Annotated in this window: 14 protein-coding genes; 4 read left to right on the top strand and 10 right to left on the bottom strand. The window is 45.5% G+C overall.

The genetic code is table 11. From position 1 onward, the window contains the following. Positions 1 to 44 precede the first annotated feature (44 nt). From MKY85_RS13685 to MKY85_RS13670, 4 genes are all read right to left on the bottom strand, one after another. Positions 45 to 1,346 carry a glycoside hydrolase family 125 protein gene (locus tag MKY85_RS13685; protein ID WP_342572928.1) on the bottom strand — a complete coding sequence of 434 codons (1,302 nt, stop codon included), beginning with the start codon at positions 1,344 to 1,346 and terminating at the stop codon, positions 45 to 47. A 221-nt stretch (positions 1,347 to 1,567) separates the two neighbouring features. Continuing rightward, the gene (locus MKY85_RS13680; RefSeq protein ID WP_339261411.1) at positions 1,568 to 2,740 is read right to left on the bottom strand and encodes a GntR family transcriptional regulator; all 1,173 of its coding nucleotides are present in this window, start codon (positions 2,738 to 2,740) and stop codon (positions 1,568 to 1,570) included. A gap of 187 nt (positions 2,741 to 2,927) precedes the next feature. Beyond that, positions 2,928 to 3,689, bottom strand: coding sequence for a YheC/YheD family protein (locus MKY85_RS13675; RefSeq protein WP_339260960.1), 762 nt, complete (start codon positions 3,687 to 3,689; stop codon positions 2,928 to 2,930). A 201-nt stretch (positions 3,690 to 3,890) separates the two neighbouring features. Beyond that, positions 3,891 to 9,143: a S8 family serine peptidase gene (locus tag MKY85_RS13670; RefSeq protein WP_342572925.1), complete on the bottom strand. Its 5,253-nt coding sequence runs from the start codon at positions 9,141 to 9,143 to the stop codon at positions 3,891 to 3,893. A gap of 1,002 nt (positions 9,144 to 10,145) precedes the next feature. Here MKY85_RS13670 and MKY85_RS13665 point away from each other — a divergent pair. Beyond that, positions 10,146 to 10,580 carry a hypothetical protein gene (locus tag MKY85_RS13665; protein WP_339260955.1) on the top strand — a complete coding sequence of 145 codons (435 nt, stop codon included), beginning with the start codon at positions 10,146 to 10,148 and terminating at the stop codon, positions 10,578 to 10,580. Between the two features lie 130 nt (positions 10,581 to 10,710). Here the strand turns inward: MKY85_RS13665 and MKY85_RS13660 are convergent, their stop codons facing one another. Next, a complete protein-coding gene (locus tag MKY85_RS13660; RefSeq protein ID WP_339260953.1) occupies positions 10,711 to 12,096 on the bottom strand; it encodes an exosporium glycoprotein BclB-related protein in 1,386 nt (461 codons plus the stop codon). A 360-nt stretch (positions 12,097 to 12,456) separates the two neighbouring features. On the opposite strand from MKY85_RS13660, the gene MKY85_RS13655 reads away from it, so the two are divergent. Beyond that, positions 12,457 to 13,386, top strand: a complete 930-nt coding sequence (locus MKY85_RS13655) for a ChbG/HpnK family deacetylase (protein WP_339260951.1) — start codon at positions 12,457 to 12,459, stop codon at positions 13,384 to 13,386. Between the two features lie 122 nt (positions 13,387 to 13,508). Here MKY85_RS13655 and MKY85_RS13650 read toward each other — a convergent pair whose 3' ends face one another. Next, positions 13,509 to 14,966, bottom strand: a complete 1,458-nt coding sequence (locus MKY85_RS13650) for an alpha-L-fucosidase (RefSeq protein ID WP_342572922.1) — start codon at positions 14,964 to 14,966, stop codon at positions 13,509 to 13,511. Positions 14,967 to 15,088: 122 nt separating this feature from the next. On the opposite strand from MKY85_RS13650, the gene MKY85_RS13645 reads away from it, so the two are divergent. Beyond that, positions 15,089 to 15,934 (top strand): AraC family transcriptional regulator, encoded by an 846-nt coding sequence (locus tag MKY85_RS13645; RefSeq protein WP_339260947.1) that lies wholly within the window; start codon positions 15,089 to 15,091, stop codon positions 15,932 to 15,934. A gap of 26 nt (positions 15,935 to 15,960) precedes the next feature. Here the strand turns inward: MKY85_RS13645 and MKY85_RS13640 are convergent, their stop codons facing one another. Both MKY85_RS13640 and MKY85_RS13635 read right to left on the bottom strand, forming a co-directional pair. Further along, the gene (locus MKY85_RS13640) at positions 15,961 to 17,049 is read right to left on the bottom strand and encodes a glycoside hydrolase family 99-like domain-containing protein (protein WP_342572920.1); all 1,089 of its coding nucleotides are present in this window, start codon (positions 17,047 to 17,049) and stop codon (positions 15,961 to 15,963) included. 57 nt (positions 17,050 to 17,106) lie between these two features. Further along, the gene (locus tag MKY85_RS13635; protein ID WP_342572918.1) at positions 17,107 to 18,096 is read right to left on the bottom strand and encodes a hypothetical protein; all 990 of its coding nucleotides are present in this window, start codon (positions 18,094 to 18,096) and stop codon (positions 17,107 to 17,109) included. A gap of 307 nt (positions 18,097 to 18,403) precedes the next feature. On the opposite strand from MKY85_RS13635, the gene MKY85_RS13630 reads away from it, so the two are divergent. Beyond that, positions 18,404 to 18,811, top strand: a complete 408-nt coding sequence (locus MKY85_RS13630) for a hypothetical protein (RefSeq protein WP_244660886.1) — start codon at positions 18,404 to 18,406, stop codon at positions 18,809 to 18,811. Between the two features lie 113 nt (positions 18,812 to 18,924). On the opposite strand, the gene MKY85_RS13625 is transcribed toward MKY85_RS13630, so the two are convergent. Then, positions 18,925 to 20,271, bottom strand: a complete 1,347-nt coding sequence (locus MKY85_RS13625; RefSeq protein WP_342572914.1) for a glycoside hydrolase family 30 beta sandwich domain-containing protein — start codon at positions 20,269 to 20,271, stop codon at positions 18,925 to 18,927. A gap of 36 nt (positions 20,272 to 20,307) precedes the next feature. After that, complete coding sequence (locus MKY85_RS13620) at positions 20,308 to 21,951, bottom strand: sugar ABC transporter substrate-binding protein (RefSeq protein ID WP_339242370.1); 1,644 nt, start codon at positions 21,949 to 21,951, stop codon at positions 20,308 to 20,310. Positions 21,952 to 21,965 lie beyond the last annotated feature (14 nt).

Raw genomic sequence — 21,965 nt, 5'->3', positions numbered from 1 at the left:
TCGCAGGTTCTCTCTTGCTTTCCTATCTATTTCTGTGCGTAATCCTATTTCTCTACGCGGAATCCGCAATAATCCATTATCAGTTCACTAAAGAGCATGTTAGACCATGAAAACCATGGGCGGGTATACTCATGTGGATCGTTAGCCGAAAAGCCTTCATGGGTAAGTCCGGTGCCCGCATCCGTCTGTTGGATAAGCTGGAGCAATCGCAGTTTTTCGTTGCGATCCGTTGTAGTCAGCCCCTGCATCGATAAAGCGATATGCCAGATGTACCCATCCGGTGTATGTGGACTACCGATTCCAGCTGCTGCTGTTCCCTCATAGAAATACGGGTTGTGTGAGGATAGAATGAATCGGCGTGTATTCTGATACACCTCGTCGTTCTCATCAACATATCCGAGATAAGGTAAAGACAGCAGGCTTGGTACATTGGCATCATCCATCAGATTGTGATTGCCTTTCCCGTCGGTTTCGTACGCATATATGGTGCCATATTCCGGATGTTCGACAGTACCATAATCCTGAATACCTTTGTTGATCTGTTCCTCCAACTGCTGAGCAGTTGCTGACAGCCCTTTATCCTCGAACACGACTTCGGCAATTTCCTGTAGATATCTCAGCGCCACAACGGCGAACATATTGGATGGTATAAGATAACCATATTCACAGCGATCATCGCTGGGACGGAATCCCGACCAGGTCATGCCTGTATAGGCTGTTTCAGTACCTCGTCCATCTCGGCTGAGCGTATCGGTTTCGGGCGCATCCAGACGTTGGAACGTGTAGGGTGATTTCGTCTCATGATGCTGCTCCACTTGCCATAACTGCATGATAATCTGGGTTGCTTTGCGGAACGTATCATTGAATTGAGTTGTTCTTCCCGTGTTCTTCCACAGGAGATAACTGAGCTGAATTGGATAAGCCAGAGAGTCAATCTCATACTTCCGTTCCCAGATCCAATCATTCATCTGCGTTAGATCTTCCTGATGTCCTTTCCCACTCTCTGTCTCATTAAAAGCGTTTGCATAAGGGTCTAGGAGAATATAATTCAGTTGCCGTTCAACCAGTCCAGCGATCATGTCGGCGATATCTTCATCCTCTGAAGCGAGAACCAGATACGGTCTGACCTGTGCAGCAGAATCACGTAACCACATGGCAGGGATATCTCCCGTAATCACAAAAGTTGTTCCATCTTCTTTGCGCTGAATGGTAGTCGCCATCGTATTGGTAAAACAGGTTTTAAACATTTGGTTAAGTTCCGGATAATCCGGCATACGTTTGTTAACTCGATCAATCATGTCGTATATCGAGGGGGAAATGTCTTGATCTTCTCTGGGTGTCAGCATGTTGTCCTCCTTATGTAATCCAGTTTATTAACCGCTTTCATCATCCTAAAACGAATATAATGTTATGTCAATATATTTATTTGTATATTAGCATGTTATTATCATTTTTTAATCTAAATAATATACCAATCTAGGTGATGTTTCCCTTTTTATCCATACCAAAAAGAGACCTCGTTTTCACGAAGTCTCTGATTAAACCCAATGAATATAGGCCGCTAAAATTAACCCTTTTGTTTCACTATACTCGTTGATTTCCCCTTCACCAATCGGGCAGGCAAAACAACCCTGTTCACTGCCATTTCGTTGTTCTGCATATTTTGGAGCACCATCTCGAATGCTTGTTTCCCCATATCAAACTGACTCTGTCGCATATGTGTTACACGGCTTCCTTCGGCAGCGTTTGGACTGTCAAAACAAATGATGGACAAATCTTCCGGAATCTTCAGACCCAGCCGAGCAGCTGCTTGTTCTGCAAGTAAAGCAATATGGTATTCCGCAGCAAAGAGTGCAGTAATCTCCGGATATTTCTGCAAATGTTCTACCAGTGTCTCCACATCGCGGACCTCGACCTGAGGATCGAACACACTAGGCAATGTCGAAAGAAAAGATTCCAACCACAATTCTCTGTTCACCAGCACACCTTGATCATGATGTGCCTCAATAATCCCTTCAATTCGTTCTTCAATCGGTGTGGTGTTGGCCGGAGGCTGTGTAAGAAAAGCAATGTGTCGATGACCCAGGTGGAACAGATAATTCATCCCTTCTCTCGCCGCGCCTACGTTATCTGTACTGACCGAAGAAGCTGGAATGCCTTTCAGATACCGGTCAATCAGAACAAACGGGAATTTGTTCACGACCAGTTTAAGAATCTCATCGCTGAAATATTCACCCTGTGCAGGGAAAATGATCAATCCGTCCACACCCAGTTCCAGCAGTTCCTGAATGCTGCGTTCCTCCTGCTCGGGAATCCCGAAGGATCGTCTAAGTACGAGAAAACAATCATGCTCTCGTGAAGCTTCTTCCATGCCATATAACAGTTCTGTACCATACATATCACTGAAGTTGGTAATGACCAGACCAATGAGCAGCTTCTTCTCTGGATCTTTCACCGCACCATGCGGAGCAGGTCTGTTAGGTCTTTCCTGCATACCCTCTGCCGTGTCGGCTACAAAAGAACCCCGTCCCGGCTGACGTACAATCAATTGTTCACTCGCCAACATCTCAAGCGCTTTTTTCGTCGTAATCCGGCTAACTCCAAATTCATCACATAATTCCTTCTCCGAAGGAACACGCTCACCCACTTGATATTGATGAAGCTGTATCCGTTCGCGCAAGGATTCAAAGATCTGTTCATACATCGGCTTGGATGCCGAGTCTTTCCCCAATACAAGCACCTCCATAAATACCCATACTTCTCATGTTCTACATCCTAATATATCATGTTATATCATTAATGTGAAGAAAGTAGAATACTTCCCTGCTGTCATATGCAAGCAAAAGAAAAAGCATCCCGATGGATGCTTCATTTTCACATATTTATTTTCACATGATTTTCTGGATTCGCTTTGACATCGTCATTCATTATAGTGCGTTCTGACGATAATATCGAATCACCTTGCGATACATTGTCTTGTCCTTTAACTGATTGAATATATAGGGATCTGGCTTCGCGTTTACCTCAATAATCCATGGAGTCAGACTTCGATCAAGCCCGATATCCACCCCAATGCTTTTCAAACGCGTGTATTTCTTCCGCATGTGCCGAGCGATATGGATGCCCAGGTGATTCATCTCCTGGATCAATTCGTTAATCCGCTTGTCAGAGGCATGGGATCTCAACAACGTATGAATGCTCATTGGCTTCGCACCGCTATGGTAGTTGGTCACAATTTTCTTTGGATGACCCAGTCGGCCTATGACCCCTGTCGCTTCCCACGCCTGCCCGGGATTTAATTGAACCATTACCCGAATGTCAAAGCGCCTGTTATTATGTTGCAGCAGATGGATACCTCGTTGAATAAGATAGCTTTTTTGCTTAATTCGATGGGTCAGGCTTCGATAGAATGACTCAAAGCTGTTGAACGTCAGACGCTTTTGACCAATCTGGTAAGCGAAGTGGTGCTGATTGTGCATTTCAGCTTTAATGACTCCCATTCCAAAGGTGCCTATCTCGGGTTTGACATATACCATCCTATATTTCTCCAGCATGGTCTTCAAGTTGGATTGGCTATATCGTTGTGTATCAGGGATAAATGGTTTGATCGCCGAGTTATTCAGCAACATTTTGGTTTTGAGCCATTTACTTCGTAACGGTTGGGATCGTTGTACTGCATCAACTCCCACAGTTCACTCCTCCTGTCATCGTATTTGTTAATCCTAATGCTGCAAACCATGCAGTATATGCATTTTGCTCGAACTAATCTTAGGCGTCAGCTATGAAAAGAGGATATAACAAAAAGCCGACAAGCCAGGATACCTCGGCTTATCGGCTTCTTGCTTCAATGTGCTAAATACAGTTATCTTCCATGACATACTTTGAAATAATTAAGGTTGAAGACCCTCAGCAGACGATGGAGCAGGTTCATTGGATTCGTCCACTTCAGGACTCGAATCTGGTTCTGGATTGGATTGTTCCTGTGCTGCGCTGACGAACAATCGTCCAGCTGCTTCGGCTTCTACTTTGTTGCCAGCTGCATCCTGAGCACGAATTACAATGACTCCACCCTCAAGAGTAAGGGATGAAGGTGTTGTGTACGTACCCGTGTAACGACCTGGCTCAGTCTCCACCAATGGAATCTCTCCTGCCCCTGGGGCATTTAGATTCAGCGGTAACTGAATCCGGAAAGATGCTTGCAGTCCAGGTTTACTGTCAAACGATACGGTGACACTCTCCCCTGATGTGATTCGAACATCTTCAGCTGGCGTAATATTCGTAAGTTCTGGCAACGCCGTTTCCACGTATACGGTGCGGGTTACCGTTGTTTTGTTGCCAGCAAGATCGGTTGCTGTAATGGTTATCGTGTTCTCGCCTTCGTTAACCAATACGCGATGACTGAAGCTTCTGTCTTTGCCCACTTGTACGGTTTGTCCGTTAACAGTCAACTTATCGAGGAATTGTTCCACGATATTACCTGTTACATGAACAACTTCCGTGTTGATCCGGCTTCCTTCCGTCGGGCTCGTGATGGTCAACTGTGGTTTGGTTTGATCCAAAATGATGACAACGGGCAGTGAACGATCGGTTGTTTTTCCGTCCACCACAGCCTCGGCCGTAATCGCATTAATCCCAGAACGTAGTTTCACACCGTATGAGAACTTCCCATTTGCGACAGTTGTTGTACCAGCCAGATCTTTGCCGTTGTAGATCTTAATCTGAGCGCCGGATGCCGGAGAGGTTCCCGACACGGTGAAAGTTGATTGATTCGTATATGTGTTCGCAGGTGCTGTGAGCACAGGTGCATTTACCGGATATCTCACAACTGCACGAATCATGTAGTTACCTTCTTCTGCAGGTGAAGTGCTCCACGCCCCACCTACTCGCTGCCAGCTTCGACCTGCATTTGGACCATCCTCATCGGTAGCGAGTCCCGGAGCGCTAGTTCCAGCTAAGCTCTGTACATACACGATATAGAAATCACCCGTTACAATGACCGGTTCCGGGAATTCAACGGTTGTCCATTGATCGTTACGAAGTGCAGTACCGTCAAATGGTCCAGCTAGTTGTCGTCCCGGAGCTCCGCCAGCACCCGATGCATCATAGACGGCATATTGGAACGCTGTACCTCCAGGTACAGGCCATTCGGTGTTCCAGAAGCGGAACGATGCACCCGTCAGTTGTGCGGTCTCCAGCTCTGGTGTCATTCGAACTGCCCAAGCGTTATCCGCAGCGTTAAAAGCTCGTGCGTTCTCTGCTGTTCCATCATCATAAGCAATTTCCCCTGGAAAACCGATGAACGGCTTCAAGGCAACATTCGCCTCTGCCGTACCATTACCAGGTACAGTCACAGTAACCGTCTTACTGTAATAATCCGCAGCCCGGATGGATAGAGTGTAGCTTCCTTCCAATACCTGAATAACGAAGCTGCCATCTGAACCTGTGTGAACTTCACCTACATTCGCATCTTCCACCACGAGAACGGAAGCATCAGCCAGTGGTTGTCCTGTCCGCTCATCCGTTACTACACCTTCAATCTGTCCATGCGGGATTGCCTCCAGATTAAAGTTGGCTTTGGCTCCACTGCCATCGGTGATTGTCACCTGCTGGGTACGAGGATAATATCCATATGCCTCAGCTTTTAACGTGTAATCACCTGCTACGTGTGTGAAGCTGTACTTGCCTGTAGCCGAATCCGTTTTCACCGAACGTCCGGTTTCCAGTACGGTAACCGTTGCACTTGCAGGCAGGCTTTGTGGATTAACCGAACCTGTGCCTGGTTTTTCGACTTCCGGTTGTTGCTGTTTCGTTTTGTTGAATTCCGCTTTGTCTGTCCGCGTAATTTTGTACCATGGGTTATCATAGGACGGTTTCGGTTTGTCACTGTTAAGCACAACCGCATTGTCCTCTGTAACCGTCTCCACCGCAACACCCAGTACACGGAAATCATCAATGAACCAACCTGTTTTCACAACACTGTTGTCTGAAGTCAGACGGAACCGGAATTGTACTTCATTGCCTGTAAGTGTATCCAGGTCATAGAATACCGGTGTCCATTGTTTACCGTTTGTACTATGTGAGAATTTGCCCAGTTCTGACCATGTTGTCCCACCATCTTTGGTGACTTCCACATATCCATAATCGTATCCGCTCTCAATCTCATACCAATGATTAAACGTGAGTGTTCCTTCGGATACATCCGTCAAATCGATGACCGGAGATACGAGCGAATAGTTGGATCCATTCTCGTACGTATTGTCGAGATCAGTCGCCCACACATTCGGCGGAGAAACGGCGCTGGCAGGTCCCGTTACCGGAATGCCGCGTTCCCACTCATCTTTGGTTCCCGAATGAGTCCAGCCATTATCATCACTGCCGTCGAAGTGATCGATGTAGATATCCTCAGGCACCTCCACTGTAATGGAGACCTCATTCGACTTGTCACTTTCATTGCCACTATAATCCAGTGCAGCAACGGCATAGTAATAGGTCGAATCCGTAACTGTAGTTGTATCCGTAAACGTTGTTCCTGTCGTGCTTCCAATAGCTTCATAACCTGTACCTGCGGTTGTGGAACGATATACGACATAGGATTCGAGATCCTCATCACTCGCTCCAGTCCAGCTCAAGGCTACGTTGCCCAGAATATCGGCAGTTGCAGTCAATCCCGCAGGAGCTCCCGGTGCAAGCTCATCCAATTCTTCAACTGCAAAATCATCAATATACCAACCTGCCTTCTGCACCGAGTTATCACTGGTCAGATTGAATTTGACAAATACCTGCTGTCCCGCGTATGCGCGAAGGTCCACATATTGTTTCTTCCAGTTACCACCCGTACCCGTGAAGCTTAACAACTCTTCGAACACATAATCGCTATCCTCGGAAGCGATATATACCTTGCCAAAGTCGATGTTATTCTCCAGATCATACCAGTGTTTGAAAGACAATAACGCGCCTTCCGGGCTCTCAGTAAGATCAATTGGCGGCGCAAGCAGATATGCATTGCTATTCGCCAGATAAGTACCTTGCAGGTTGGTTGCAATCACCTTGTCACCGGAGTATGCACTTCCAGGACCACTGCTTGGTGCTCCCCATACCCATGTACTTCCCGTACCGCCAGTGGTGAAGCCCAGCTGATCTTCTTCAAAATCCTGAAGATATCCGGGTTGAACACCATTGGAGACAGCCACCTTGTATACCTGACTATCGAATCCGTTATTGCCATAGTCATTCACGCGGATATAATACTCCACACCTTGTGGCTCAATGAGAAAGGCAGGAATGGTTGCTGTGTAAGTTCCATCTTTGCTATCTCCGGCAATCCGATTCATCGGCAGATAGACGTACTGGTTGGTACCTGTCGTTTTGGCAAAAGCCTCGACGGAGACTACCGCGACGTTATCTGTCACATGAGCCGTTAATGGAATATCAATGCCTGTAAAGGCTGAATTGACAGGTGTGTGTTCCAGTACCGGCTCTTCCAGATCATCTCCGGCTGTAACGACTCTGCCGGATACTGTGCCGATTCCTTCGAGTACAGAACCCACAGCATCAAGCGCATTAATAATGCCGTGACCGTAGCCGTTATTAGGAGATGTCGGATACTGACTATCTGTCCTCGGCGTGGCTGTATCTGTAATGATCTGCTCCAGCTGATCCACCGTAAGGGAATGATTGGCTTGAAGCAGTAGTGCAGCAAGCGCAGTCGTATGCGGGCCTGCCATGGATGTGCCGTTCCAGCCGCCTTCATACTCACCGCCTGGAACAGACGAACGGATATTTACCCCGGGGGCGGATACTTCTGGTTTAATCTCTTCATACGGGGATGGACCCAGCAGGGAGAACGAAGCCAGATTTCCGTTAATATCGGTTGCTCCTGTAGCAAAACTTTCAGGATAGTTGGCCGGATTAGCAACTGAACCGGGACCGCCTGGGTTGGTCAGCGTCACATTACCCGCAGAGAACTCGGGAAAGATCTGTGCATCTCGCCAAGCCTGGACCATAGGCCGGAACCATTCATCCAGTCCTGGGCCTCCGCCCCATGAGTTGTTGACGACATCCGGAGCAAGTTCAGGGTGCAGATTGCCTTCTGCATCCACCGGAGCAATCAACCATTGTCCGCCATCCAGAATAATGGCATCTGTTGTTTCCGGATTGAATATTCGTACACCAATCCACTTCGCACCGGGAGCAACCCCGATCTGGTTAGTGCCATCTGCTTCGGAGCCCACCATCGTACCCATCGTGTGTGTACCATGCCCGTCTCCGTCCGCAGGAAGTGAAGCATGACTGTGCGGATCATACCAGCTCAGTTCGGGATCAACAATATTGCCCGAAGCATCCAGTCCTCGCCACTTGCTGCGAAGCGCAGGGTGGGTATAGTCCACACCGCTGTCGAGATTGGCAACAACAATCCCCGTTCCATCGATGCCCCGATCCCATACGGCTGGCGCATTGATGTAATCCAGGTTCCATTCCACGTTCTCTGTTGCAAGCTTGTCCTTTGCAGCAGGCTCTTTATCTTTGACTCCGACTGAAGCGTCTTTAGCTGCTGGCGTTTGCACAGCATCTTTGGCTGGTGCCGCACTCGCCGGTTCTTTACTCACTTCGGCTTTCTGTAAGTATCGTGTCTCATTCGGTAGAATCTTCTCTACCTCAGGCAGCAGCGCAATCTGTTCCATGACTTCTTTGGTACTCGTCACTGCCAGTGAATTGACAATAAAATAGCTTTTATATTCTTTGACCTTGCCCAAGTCAACTTCCTTTTCCAGATAAGTTTCCAATGGATATTGTGTACGTGAGGCCGTTTCTCGCAGAGAACTGACGACTGAATTCCGAACGGACAGCTTTGTGGCTGAAGGCGTTTGTTTGGCGATAGTCGCCTTTTGGAGGGCCTGCTTGGAGACTGCTGATGTATCCACCTGTTCCTTCATTTTCACCAGATAGGTAACATATTCACTACCTTCAAATTCTTTGGTCAACTTGGCGTTTACTTTGGCCTCCGAAACTTTGGCAAGTCCAGATTTCATATCCAATTTGGATGATGTGGAGTTTTCAGCTGAAACCGGATGAATGATCGAAAATGCAAGGAGAAGCGAGAGCCCTATAGAGATGGGCTTGCGTAACCGATTAATCTTTATCAAACTTTTCCACTCCCTTTACCCGGTTTTGTAATTTAGTCTGGTACATATGCCCTTCTCTGCAGAATAAAACGGTAGACTAACCTTGATTACGGACGGAATAAACGCCCTGGATTTCACATAAAGCCTCACCTCCTTTACAGGTTTGGTTAGGGAATTAGGGACAATATGAGTCAGAAGAGACATACCGATTCATCTATGTTTTTTCACTTGGAAGTTTAGGAGATTTGATACCTCAAGGGTTAAGACGCGAGTGTAAAAGGTTGGGTGTTTGAGTTATGCGACGAGAGTGAATGTCTATAAGCATTCATATGGAAGGGTAATCAGGAGCGTTAGCAGAACGCTTTCTAAGGAGTGGTGGATATGACTTTCGATCGTGATTCGAGTGAGTGTGCAAATATTTAAATTACATATAATAGTCAATTAGGAATTTAATTGGATTTTATTGGTATAGTATAGAATCATTATTCGATATATACAAGCACTTTTATTGAAAAATATAGAAAATAAGCCTATTAAATGCTTTTATGTGTCTCATGTCGCTTACGCGTTCATACTATTTTTTCGTAATTATGCATTCCATTCTGCTAAATGATCAAATTTAGTAGTTCTATGAAACTACTTTTTGAAGGTCAAGGTTACTATTCAAACCAAGAGGTCAAGTAGACATCTATCCTGCTGTTACCTTTTTCGTTCATCGTGCGTTTGAATCGCGGGGCTCTTCTCCGTAATCATTCGATCTAATAAATGTTAATTTGTGAACTATATATGAATAAAGTATATATTTAACAAAAACAGCATAGAAAATCCTGCAAACGTTATTGTATATATTTGGAATAAAATGTACGATTATCTTGTAACATACATTTGGCGCCAGATCAACCTTACTCTCATCCTAGGAAATGACTGTGAGGAAAGCTACTGCTCTATTGATCTTTTGTCTTTGTGACAAGTACGAACTCTACTCTATTTTAAATTTTATATACCATAAGGAGATGTTTGATTGTGAAAAAATATCAAAAAACAGCAATTGCAGCTCTTTCTTCCATGGCGATGCTTTTAGCATCTGTTCCAGCGGTATTCGCTGATGAAGCTCATACGGTAACTCCCCCTTCCTCCCAGGAAGTTCAGACACAACAACAGTCCCAAGCACAAGATATTAATATTTTTGTTCAAAATCCCATAAGAGAATATTTCAATGGAGGATACAGTACCGATATATACTTGAGTGGAAGTGTCACCTTTAGATTTAATCCTCTTACAACAGGGGAATATGTGTTTAATGTTGAAGATATGAGTGGAAATCTGAAGGGAAGTGGAAGAGTAATCGTGTCTGATTTTGGAACGAAAAGCATTACACTTGGTAACTTGTATGGTTATCATAAAATTGTAGCTTACTCACCAAATAGTTATGGTGGAAGCTATGACATTTACTACTAATGCTTGATAGTAACAGATATCACAGCTATGTATAAAAAGTTCAAACCCCATGGCTCTCATGAGTCATGGGGTTATTTTATAATTTTGAAAGAAACGATTGAGTCGGCCCCAGATCAAAATGTATATCGCATCATGTAATGTTTACGCCACCACTAGCATAACCAACAACGGTATTCACAAGGCTGAGTCCAGTTGCCGTCGCGGAGAATACGAGCAGAAGACGTGTCTCTGCTGTCACCGGTATCGCCAATCCGGTTGTTATGCCATTGGAGATGCTTCCCAAAGCAATAATACCTGTGAGTGGCGGCGCCAGTGTAACGATGGCCCCTGGTACCGCAGTGAATGCATTATCCGGAGTAGGTGAACTGAATAATTGCGCGGTGATGGTCACCGTTGAACCGACCAAGGCCAAGGCTGCTGTGGTACTAAAATAGGCCGCGATGGAAGTGATCACGCCATCACGTGGGGCAGAGAACGCAAAGTTAATGAGTGGGCCGACAACCGTCCCCGTCAAATCAATCGTGCCACCCAGAATGCTGACTCCGGTTGCCGAGCTTCCGAAACCGATGAGACTTGTCGTTCCTACCAGTCCACCAGCAATGGTTGTCAATATGGCAGGTCCGCCAGAAGCAAACGGTATAATAGCTCCAGAACCCGTAGCGCCTGTTACGCCAGTGCTGCCAGTTACTCCCGTAATCCCGGTTGCGCCGGTCAGTCCCGTATCACCTGTGGCACCTGTAGCCCCGGTTACTCCCGCAATTCCGGCTGCACCCGTATCACCTGTCACTCCCGTGGCACCCGCTACACCAGGATCACCTGTTGCTCCTGTAACACCTGCTGCACCAACAGCTCCAGTACTCCCCGTTGCACCTGTCGCTCCTGTTGCACCACCCGCAGGGCCTGCCACACCCGTTGCGCCGGTAGCTCCCGTGACACCTGCTGTTCCCGGTGTACCAGCAGGTCCTGCACTACCTTGAGGTCCGGCAGCGCCTGCCGGGCCTTGTGGTCCAGGTACGCCTTGAGGACCCGCAGGCCCTGCAGGTCCAGCCGGACCTTGACTCCCAATGTTTCTTAGCCCTGTAGTAATAGCCAATTCAGTTGCCCGAATCAAAATGACCAGTTGATCTTTTTCAGCCGAATCGATATTCCCCTGTAAAATAACAGAGAGCAGCACATCCAGCAATTGTTGCAAATTGGTCGCCACACTAATTGGAGAGAATGGAACAGCCTCTGCAGATACAATTGTGAGCTCCAAGACTGCTTCGAGGTCTGCGCGGGTTCCCTTTTTCAAATCCGAGTGATGAATCAGGGCCAGTAATTTACGCAACACCTCGATCAGAAGCGAAACATTGTGTGAAGTCGGATTGGCAAAAACCTGTACAATGGCTCCTTTCAACTCGCCAATCAGCTTGAAAAGCAATTCAGCTTCGATTTCAAAGCACTTGTGATGTTCCTCTCCTCCTCTATTTTTCTTAAATATGTTTCCACCAAATTTTATACGTTTTTTTGGCTTCATCTGACGGAATCGCCTCCTTAGTGAGTCCGAGTAAACATACCCATAACGCCATTGTGCTTCCGCGATATTGTGCAGCTGAGATTACTTCATACCAAGTCTGTTTGAGCCATACTGACAGCACTTACGTGAATTATATTCGCAATATGAACTGAATATCTCTCCCCAGGGATGGACATACATCCTTACTTTGCAGTGTTTAGACTGAATTTGACACATTCGACGAAACGGTCATGTATTGATTTGATAAGAGCAAGATTTTTAGCAAACCTGTGCGAATGTACGATCCCCTTGTTTGTTCCTTTAATATATTAGCTAGATACTATTCGATTTTTTCAATCCGAGGGAGGGGGATCACTGGACATGAGCAGGCAAGTAATTATTAATGCAGACGACTTTGGATTGTCACCTGCCATTAACGAAGGCATTATTAAAGCTTATCAATCAGGAGGAATTACGAGTACTTCGATGATGGTCAATATGCCTGGCTTTGATCATGCAGTGCATGCTGCACAGTCGCTACCTGATTTCGGGATCGGTTTGCATTTCAACCTCACCTACGGATGCCCTGTTTGCGATCCGGGAAGCGTATCTTCTTTAGTGAAAAAAGATGGTTCTTTTCATAACGGAAATAGTGTATATGTACGAGATCCCGCTGATATCATCAAAGAACTTGATGCACAATGGAATCGGTTTATAGAAGCTTTCCGTTACCCTACACATTTGGATGCCCATCATTTGCTGCATCAGAACGATCCCATGATATATCAAATTATGGCAGAAAAAGCCATTCGGGAAAATGTACCACTCCGCAAATCTCAGATCGTTCATTCCATTCCCCAAGCGCCTGTCCCCCGAATGACCGAGATGATATTGTTGGATACTTATGGAGACAATGAAGGCTTGCAGCGACTGCTTCATCATTTGTTTACGCTGCAAGAAGGAACCACTGAGATTGTATGTCACCCCGGCTATGTGGATGATATTCTGCTTGGGATTTCGGAATGGACGGACATTCGTGAGCGGGAACTTGCCGTGTTCATGAACGAGGAAATTCCCCGTACGATGCGGGCATTGAATATCTTGCCTGTTAACTACACAGCGTTGAAAAAATCACCGGAGGAACCATGTGAACTCCCCATACGTCCATCAACACCAGAACCCATAAATAAGAAAACTTCCCGTCACAACCCGAATCGTGCAGTTAAACGCAAACGAAAAACACCTCGATTATTCAAAAAACGAGGTATCAAGTCTCGCCTGTCTACCGCTCGAACCCGGAGAAGAGTGTAAGTCATTGCAGAATATTGATTATTACTGCAAAAGTTAAACAACCCAAAGAGCGCTATCCAATGAGAACAATACTCCTGGATGCGCCCTTTTTATAATAACCGTATTGAGAATGATCTTTGAGATTAATCCAATTCAATTTTGAAAACAATCGGTGCATTACTCTTCACAGTTGTCGTTGTGATTGTCAGTGCGTCCGTAGTTCTCTCCCATTGCGGTTTTTCTTCGTATCCAAGTACCTGAATGTCTTGAATAACGCCTTGGAAATGATGAGAACCTTCCTTCAGCGATTTAATGTGAATCACTCCGTTATCCGGGTAGGCAAGAACCGTGGCATACAGACTGCTTTCTTTTATCGTAAACCGTATATCTTCACTCGTAAACGCCTTGGTATCCCCATCCGTAAATTGCCCTTCCTTCACCTCGGTTGGACCCTCGCCAAACGTACGCCAGAATGTCGTGTCATAGATCGCTTCTCCATTCACTTCAAGCCACTTGCCGATGCTCAGCAAAATGTCGCGATCTTCATCGGGTATACTGCCGTCTGCTTTGGGGCCAATGTTCAGCAGAAGATTTCCGTTCTTGCTTACAATATCGACGAGATCCCGAATGATCTCCTCGGCCGTTTTATAGTTATTATTTTCCGTATAACACCATGAATTTTTAGCGACAGCCGTATCCGTTTGCCAGAAATAAGGCTTGAGATCAGCGAACTGTCCGCGCTCCACATCCGGAACGGCACTGCCAAACATATAGGCCTCATGTTTATAATTGATCGCAACAGGCTCGCCCCATTCTTCACCTTTGTTATAATAATAGGCCGCAAATTTCTTCAAATAGGGTTTGAATGCAACCGTTTGAATCCACCAATCGAAATAGAAGACCTTCGGCTGATATTGATCTACCAGTTCACAGCAACGAATCAACCAGTCTTCCAGATACTCCTCGGTCGGAGGCGAACCATACAGATCATGATGATCCGGTTCTGGCATGGCAGGCCAATAGAAATCACCACGTTTCAGGGGCTCTTGAATATCTGACTCGAATTCCTTCCCGTGAGACATGAAGAACCAATGCTCCGCACGGTGGGACGATACACATAAGGTTAATCCCTGCTTCTCATATGCAACCTTCATCTCGCCCAGAATATCTCGTTTGGGGCCCATTTCATATGTGTTATAGTGAGAGATAGAGCTCTTGTACATCTGAAAACCATCATGGTGCTCAGCTACAGGCATAACATATTTGGCTCCGGCCTGTTTAAATAAAGTTGCCCATTCATCGGCATCAAACTTCTCTGCACGAAACATCGGGATGAAGTCTTTATAACCAAAGTCTTTATGAGGTCCATACACCGCAAGGTGATGTTCATAAGCCTTGGAGCCTTGAATATACATATTTCGCGAATACCATTCGCTATCATAAGCTGGGACGGAATACAGCCCCCAGTGGATGAATATACCGAATTTCGCTTTTGGGTACCATTCTGGAACTTGGAAAGCGCTGAGCGAACTCCAGTTGTCCTTAAATTTACCGTTCTCAATTGTTGCTTCGATCTGTTGCAAATATTCATTTTTGTCCATGAACTGTTCTCATTCCCTCCGTTATCATCTGCACTTGTATTGTAGTGTTACGGCCAAAGGTTAAACATGCAGAACACTAACTTTTAGATGGACAATACTAACCTTGTATGGAGATGAATAACATGAACCACCAAACGTTGCTTACAAACTACCTGTCCAATCTGCAAGTTGAATTATTCATGGTCAACTATAATCGTTGCGATATCGATTGGAGAGATCTGGATTATACACCCGATTACAGCAAGTTTTATTTCATATGTGAAGGTGAAGGCTGGCTCAAGATTGGGAACGAAGAGTTTTACCCTGCGCCTAATCAGCTTATTTTAATGCCGGAAGGAATCAAACAATCCTACTCTGCCATAAATGACCGTCCTTTTCTCAAATATTGGTGTCACTTTAGTGCAAAAGTTGGGGGAATCAATCTGTTCCAAATTCTGAAATTTCCGAATAGCTGCACGTTGGATCAACCTGAGTTGATTCAGGGGATTTTCAGCAGTATCCTTGCATATGCCAAATCCGACTCAGTCTATGCCCATATGATGGCCAAGAGCAAACTGACCGAGTTACTGTCCCACTATATAATGAATCTCGATCTGGATCAGATCTCTTTTATTAACGTGCCGGTTATGGAGAAGCTATCCACCATTCTGGCTTACATTGATTCCAACATTGAAGAGAATATTTCAGTTCAGGATCTGGCCCAGATTGCCTACATGCATCCGAATTATTTCATTCGATTCTTCAAGCAGCAGATTGGCCTTCCTCCGATCCTCTACATTACTGGCAAAAAAATCGATAAAGCCAAGGAATTACTGACCTGCACCCCGAACACAATCACTGCCATCGCAGAGCATCTCGGTTTCAGTGATTTGTACTATTTCTCCAGACAGTTCAAAAAGCATACAGGGCTCACACCTACGGAGTACCGTAGACAAACAACAGTACTGACTACGAAACAGGGTTTATGAACAAGCATAATTAAGAGAGAGTTCCCTCATTCGGAACTCCCTCCCTCAGACTTGTTTCTGTTCAACAACTCTTGCTGGATTACTTTTTTGAGTTCTCTCAAATAAGCGCAACCATATTTTTGATCCGGCTCAAGATATGCCCCTTCCGCCCATTCATTCCAGGCGTTAACAAAGAGATATTCACTATTGTACACTGTCCTCGCTCTCTCCATCTGCCTCGCCAGATATATCCCAAACTTCTCTGGGGTTGACCCTAGCGTACTCTGGCCGTCAACGCCTCTTCGCGGTGTATTATCCCAATTGACAAAAGCACCTGGATAGATCATTTCTCCGTTACGATGAGGTGTTCGTTCCAGAATGGAGGACCATACTTTGTCGTAATTCACAGCAATATGCTGCCGACCCTCAATGTTCATTTCGATCCAGATTCCATTCATATGTCCATGTGCAAACGTGTAATGTGGTTCAAATTCCATACTTGCATCAAAGATCTGATGATTAAATGTAGGGAACCCGCCAATGGTCTGCACAAAATGGATCCCTTTCAGGCCATGCTCCAGAGCCAATTCACGCCAAAACTGTATCATTTCCTCACATCGAGGAATGCTTGCTGGCCGATAGATCAGAAATAGCGGTTTATCTTCGACTCGAATATATCGTTTATCCTTAAATACGTTTACCAGATATTTAAAATGCTCTTCCCAATCATCTTGATCCCCATAGTTCTGGGCCATGAGAATGTCCGATTCCTGGCCATCCCATTTTCTTGTCCATGTTTCATTGGCCCAAGACAAACAAAATGGAAAATCAGGCTCTCCACTGCTCAGTATTTCATTCACCGGTTTTTCCAGCAATCGTTTGCCTTTGAACCAGTAATGATAATAACAAAATCCATAAATGCCATGCTGGTTAGCTGTTTCTGCTTGCCACTTTCGCACATCCGGATCGGAAAGATCATAATATTTCCCCTGAAATGGCTGGTTCGGCTGATGATGACCCGAATATAGGGGAGTGGCTTTTTTTACATTGGTCCATTCAGTAAAACCTTCCCCCCACCAACGGTCATTCTCCTCAATCTGGTGAAACTGGGGTAGATGCAGAGCAATTACCTTCAATCAGAACGCCTCCAATGGAGCAACATGATACAGCATACACCCTGAGATTCTTGATGGTTATATAAAAATGATATCCAACAGTCGCAGTGTTTTTTGTAGATGGGATTGATTGTATTTCATGTATGCCAGAGCATGGCTAGCGGCCAGTCTTCTTGCATCAATATTCTGCCAGTAATATTCAAACTTCTGAATGAGTTCTTCACCGGAAGTGTATTGCTGAAAGATACCAAGGTCTACCATGTTACTCTGATTCAGCGATGGCCCTATGAGCTGAAACGTCCCGCATGTGGCAATTTCCATCAAATGTTTGATTGATTCTCCACTATGAATGACCAGTTTGCTTCCGTTATACAACATCTGACGAGCTTCATGTCTTTGAACGGGATAGAAATCCCCAAGCGGAGTCCACCCCTTCCCGTCCACCCGAACGTTTTTGTTATCCAGAAGACCCGATTTGGCAAAAGTTGTGATGATGCTACCCGGTTCTGCATCCCCGATGATATAAACATCCGATTCATACTCCGGGGGAACAGCTTGCGGACAGAAAATATGGGGATCAGGGGGCATTAATAGTTCATTAAGAGCAGAGCCTGCCAGATGCAACTGTTCGCTTATTGACCATGAATGCTGCACAAACACGTGATCAAACCATGGCAATATGGCTTCGCTCTGACTTCCATTTTGATTCGGAGACAACCAAATTGCTTTTTTGGCGGTTGATTCTTTTAGAGCTGTGATATTCTCATTCGGCAATTGTTCATTACTTCCAACAATCAGAATCAGGTCAACCTCCATAGCAGACAGACTGGCTGAAACGGATTCTATATATTTAATCTCATTTACATGCCTCACGAGATGTTTAAGGCTATGTTCAATCAGTACACAATGTGATGACATTTCCCGGTCATTACACGGTGTAATCAGAAGCACATTTAACTCCTTATAGATCACTTTGGACTTTACTCGATTAGTTGCATGTTCCTCCTGCATCATTTTCAACCATTGTTGCTTGAGATCCGACTGCTGTACTGCCATATGTTTGCGCATGGATTTGAGTTTTCTGTTCAGTACTGCATGCATCTGTCTCAGAAATAACTGGTTTGCATCGTGAACTGAACGATTCTTCTTTATAGACTTAACCTGCATTTTGGACTTCTTTCGGATAGCAAACCCTCCCGTTCCGTACGAAAACATTCTCTGGCTACAATATGCACGAAATCGTGGCATGGTTTCTTCAATGAATGACTTCACTGGCTCATCATGTAAAACGGGCTTTATCTCGTACATATAATGTGTAGTCACCCGGGTCGGTTCAAATCTTGTCCTCATAGAATATAAGAATACTATATAGGAGATGATCTCATTGCCAACATTTGATAGTATTCTTGTCACCGGTAATCAGACCATTAATCAGGATCTGCAAGTCAATGGTAATGAAACCATTGGCGTTGATCTACAGGTCAATGGTAGCCAGACCGTAGCAGGCAGCCTCCAAATCAATGCCAGCTCCTCTATCGTTAATAATCTGGGTGTAGGCGGTGTTATTGAAGCTGGAGACAGCGTCAAGGCTACTACACAATTAATGGCACTTAATCAACCAGTGCTTCCAGTAGCTCTGCCGATTGTACAGCAGCTCAGGTATTACAATCCTGGTGTTGCAGGTCAACCCGGTCTGGTCTTAACGGGGACCGCTGGCAATCAATATATTCTGTTCGTAGATGAGAGTAGTGGAACGCCCAATCTTGCCATTCAACCTTTATAAGGTGATCCATCCACAAGTAATGTCAGCAAAAGAAGCGATGTCCATGTATTCTCCGGACGTCGCTTCTTTTGCTTTCGTTTCTGATGAAACCTATTTATAACTTCATCCATTGATCAACCTTTGATTAATACAGACAAGGCACTCTTGCTTTCCAGCTGAAACTTCATCAATGTATCGTCGCGCAGCTTGACCTGTACGTTACCCGTCCCATCTCCATCATTGAAGAGGACTAGTGCGACGGAACCGTCTACATTTTTGAAAGCCACGGAACAGATCGCATGATCACTGGACGTTGATTCAATGCGAACAGCCTTTGGACGAATCAAGGCACTAAAGTGTGCCAAGGCATAATAATCGAGTGTATACGTAAGCTCCTTCGTCTGCTGATTCACTTGCACGATACCACGGCACGTACTGCGGCCAAAACCAGGAACCGTAGGCCCATTGTTCTCGTCCAGTGCCATATTCCAAAGTACCAACGACTTGCTGTAATTGCGCAGAATCTGAATCCCCGTTCTCATCACATTCGAGAAGGCTTGTTCAAATGGCGGGATCCACTCCCCACCTGAGCCTTCGGTGAAATGTACTTCTTTGCCTGCAAAGGCTTCGTATACCTTTGTTTGAGCAGATGCATCACCCCCATACCAGTGCCAGGCTACGCCGTCCACTGCCTCTCCCACTTGTTCCAGCACAGTAAGTGGATAGTCCGGTTGATCCCAGTTATGATCGTAACAGAGAATTTTGGTTTGAATATCGTTACGAACAAAGGCTGGTTTGAGATGGTTTTTGATAAATTCCGCTTGCGCTTCAGCCGGCATCAACATACCGGGATAATGCCCTGGTTCATAAAGCGCCTCATTCTGTGGTGTGATGGCATGGATCGGTAATCCATGCTCTCTATACCCTTGAATGTATTTCACGAAATATTCGGCATAAACAGGATACCATTCCGTTTTCAATTGTCCGGTAATCATCGATCCGCTCGTTTTCATCCAGCCGGGAGCACTCCATGGTGAAGCAAACAGTTTCAGTTCAGGATTCAATGCCAACGCCTTTTGCGTTAACGGAATAACGTCCTCTTCATCATGCATAATACTGAACCGGGTTAATTCTGGATCTGTCTGCTGTTCTGGCATATCGTTATAACTGTATACCGTTCTCGCATAGTCCGAAGCACCCATCGGGTTGCGTATGACCGAGAGCCCAATACCTTTCTCAGGATGGAACAGCCGGGTCATAACCTCTTCCCGCTGCTCCTCACTCAAGATCTGGTTAATCAAATAGGCAGATGAATCGGTAAAAGAAGCACCAAATCCGTCCATCTCCTGATACGTTAGCTGATCATTCAGATGGATGGTGGTTGTCTCCAGTTCAGGGGCAAGAGGTTGCCATTGATCCGAGGACACGGATACAAATAATTCATCTTCTCCTGTGGATTTGTACATTTTGAATGTAGTCATAAGATTCTCCTTCATATTTCATATTTCATTTTTCTATTATTGAATACCTAGTTTCTCTTTGTTCAATTTCATCTTTTCACTTCGTACCTTCACAATCTCTTCCCAGCGGTTTTCACCCAAAAATGACTTGTAAGCAGCCAATGCATTGTCATACGACGCATCATCCTTCGACCGCACCATGCTCACCAGTGTCGTATTCCATTTCGTATTGATTGCTGACAACGCACGAGCTTCAGGAGTACCTTGGTCCGGACTAATGTTTTCCAGAATAAAGTGTGGTTTCAGCTTGCCTTTGCCCCACTCCTGCATCTGTTTAATCGCTTCCGGAAAAGCATCTGCACTGAGTGCTTTGTGACGATCATGGCCGAAGAACATAAACTCACCCATCCGATAATCCTTTTTGAATTGATCTGCGTTATTCAGTTGCATGTCTTTCACTGCTGGCAGTAATTCGACACTACCGTCGGCTTTGGTTTGGAAGGTCTCCCCTTCGATCCCGTAATTCATAAGTGTCTGTCCTTCTTCACTGAGCAAATATGTGAAAATTTGAATCGCCTTGGCCGGATCTTTACAATCCTTGGAGATGTAATTGATCATCCATCCGGTTATCCCGGATTGATTCAATGTCGGGGCATTGCCTTTGGTGCTCTGCGGACCATCAATTGCAATATATTCTTTGCCCGGGTTGGCACTCATGTATATTTGCAGGTTTCCTCCTTGTTGAGGTGTACCGTCAAGCAGCATGGTCGCGTATTTACCAGACTTTACTTTTTCCTCAAAAGCCGTTCCATCATCAGCAAAACTGTCATCACTGATATTGCCATCTCTGTACACGGTGTTCAATGTCTTCAACCACGTGAGGTAATCTTCATCCAGATTACGATCGTAGAATTCTCCCGATTCGGTCTCCAGCGGGACGCCGATGAAATCTTGCAATGTATCCCCGAGTGAACCCGTTCCTTCACCAATGGAGTTGAATCCAAACGGAATCAGCGCAGGAAACTCCTGCTTAATTCGTTTCATCACACTCTGGAATTCCTCTGGCGTTCCAATGACCGGACTACCCAAAGCTTCGTACACATCCTTACGAATGATAAATGCCGTTTTGGCAGGAATGTTACCGCTATCATAATCCTCCTGTGTATTGGAATAGTTCGGATAACCATAGGTTTTGCCATCCGCCAATTGGAACCAGTTCAATGTATCGGCAGCCGCAACTTTATTAAAATAAGGATCATATTTCTCCGCCAGATCGTTCAGAGGCATAGCCCAGGTAGCGGCTTTTTGTACCACTGGAGAATTGGAGTCAAATACCGTTAGCAGGTCAGGCATATCTCCGCCGGCGAAAAAGGTGTTCAACTTGGTATCATCACCCGTGATGAATTTAATATTGATGTTCAGATCCTCTTTAATTTTCTTCGTGACAATGTCCTTGCCAAAATCGGTGTTCCACCAGTCCGCATTGACGTACCACGTCAGGTCTGTAGCTTCTTCCTTTTTATCCAACTGCCAAGCCGGCTTTTCCGGGTCAACCGTATACCGATCTTCAATGGATACCCAATTCCCTTCACTAGAGCCCCCAGATCCACCGCTGCAACCCGTTATCATAATCACTGCGGCAAGTAATGTCGCGAACAATGTAATCCCTTTTTTTCCTGATGCCTTGTTCAACTTCAACATGTTTTTGTTCCTCC

The organism is Paenibacillus sp. FSL R5-0749 (assembly GCF_038595085.1).
In the GTDB taxonomy this organism is placed as follows: domain Bacteria; phylum Bacillota; class Bacilli; order Paenibacillales; family Paenibacillaceae; genus Paenibacillus.
This window is presented reverse-complemented; position numbering and strand designations above follow the sequence as displayed.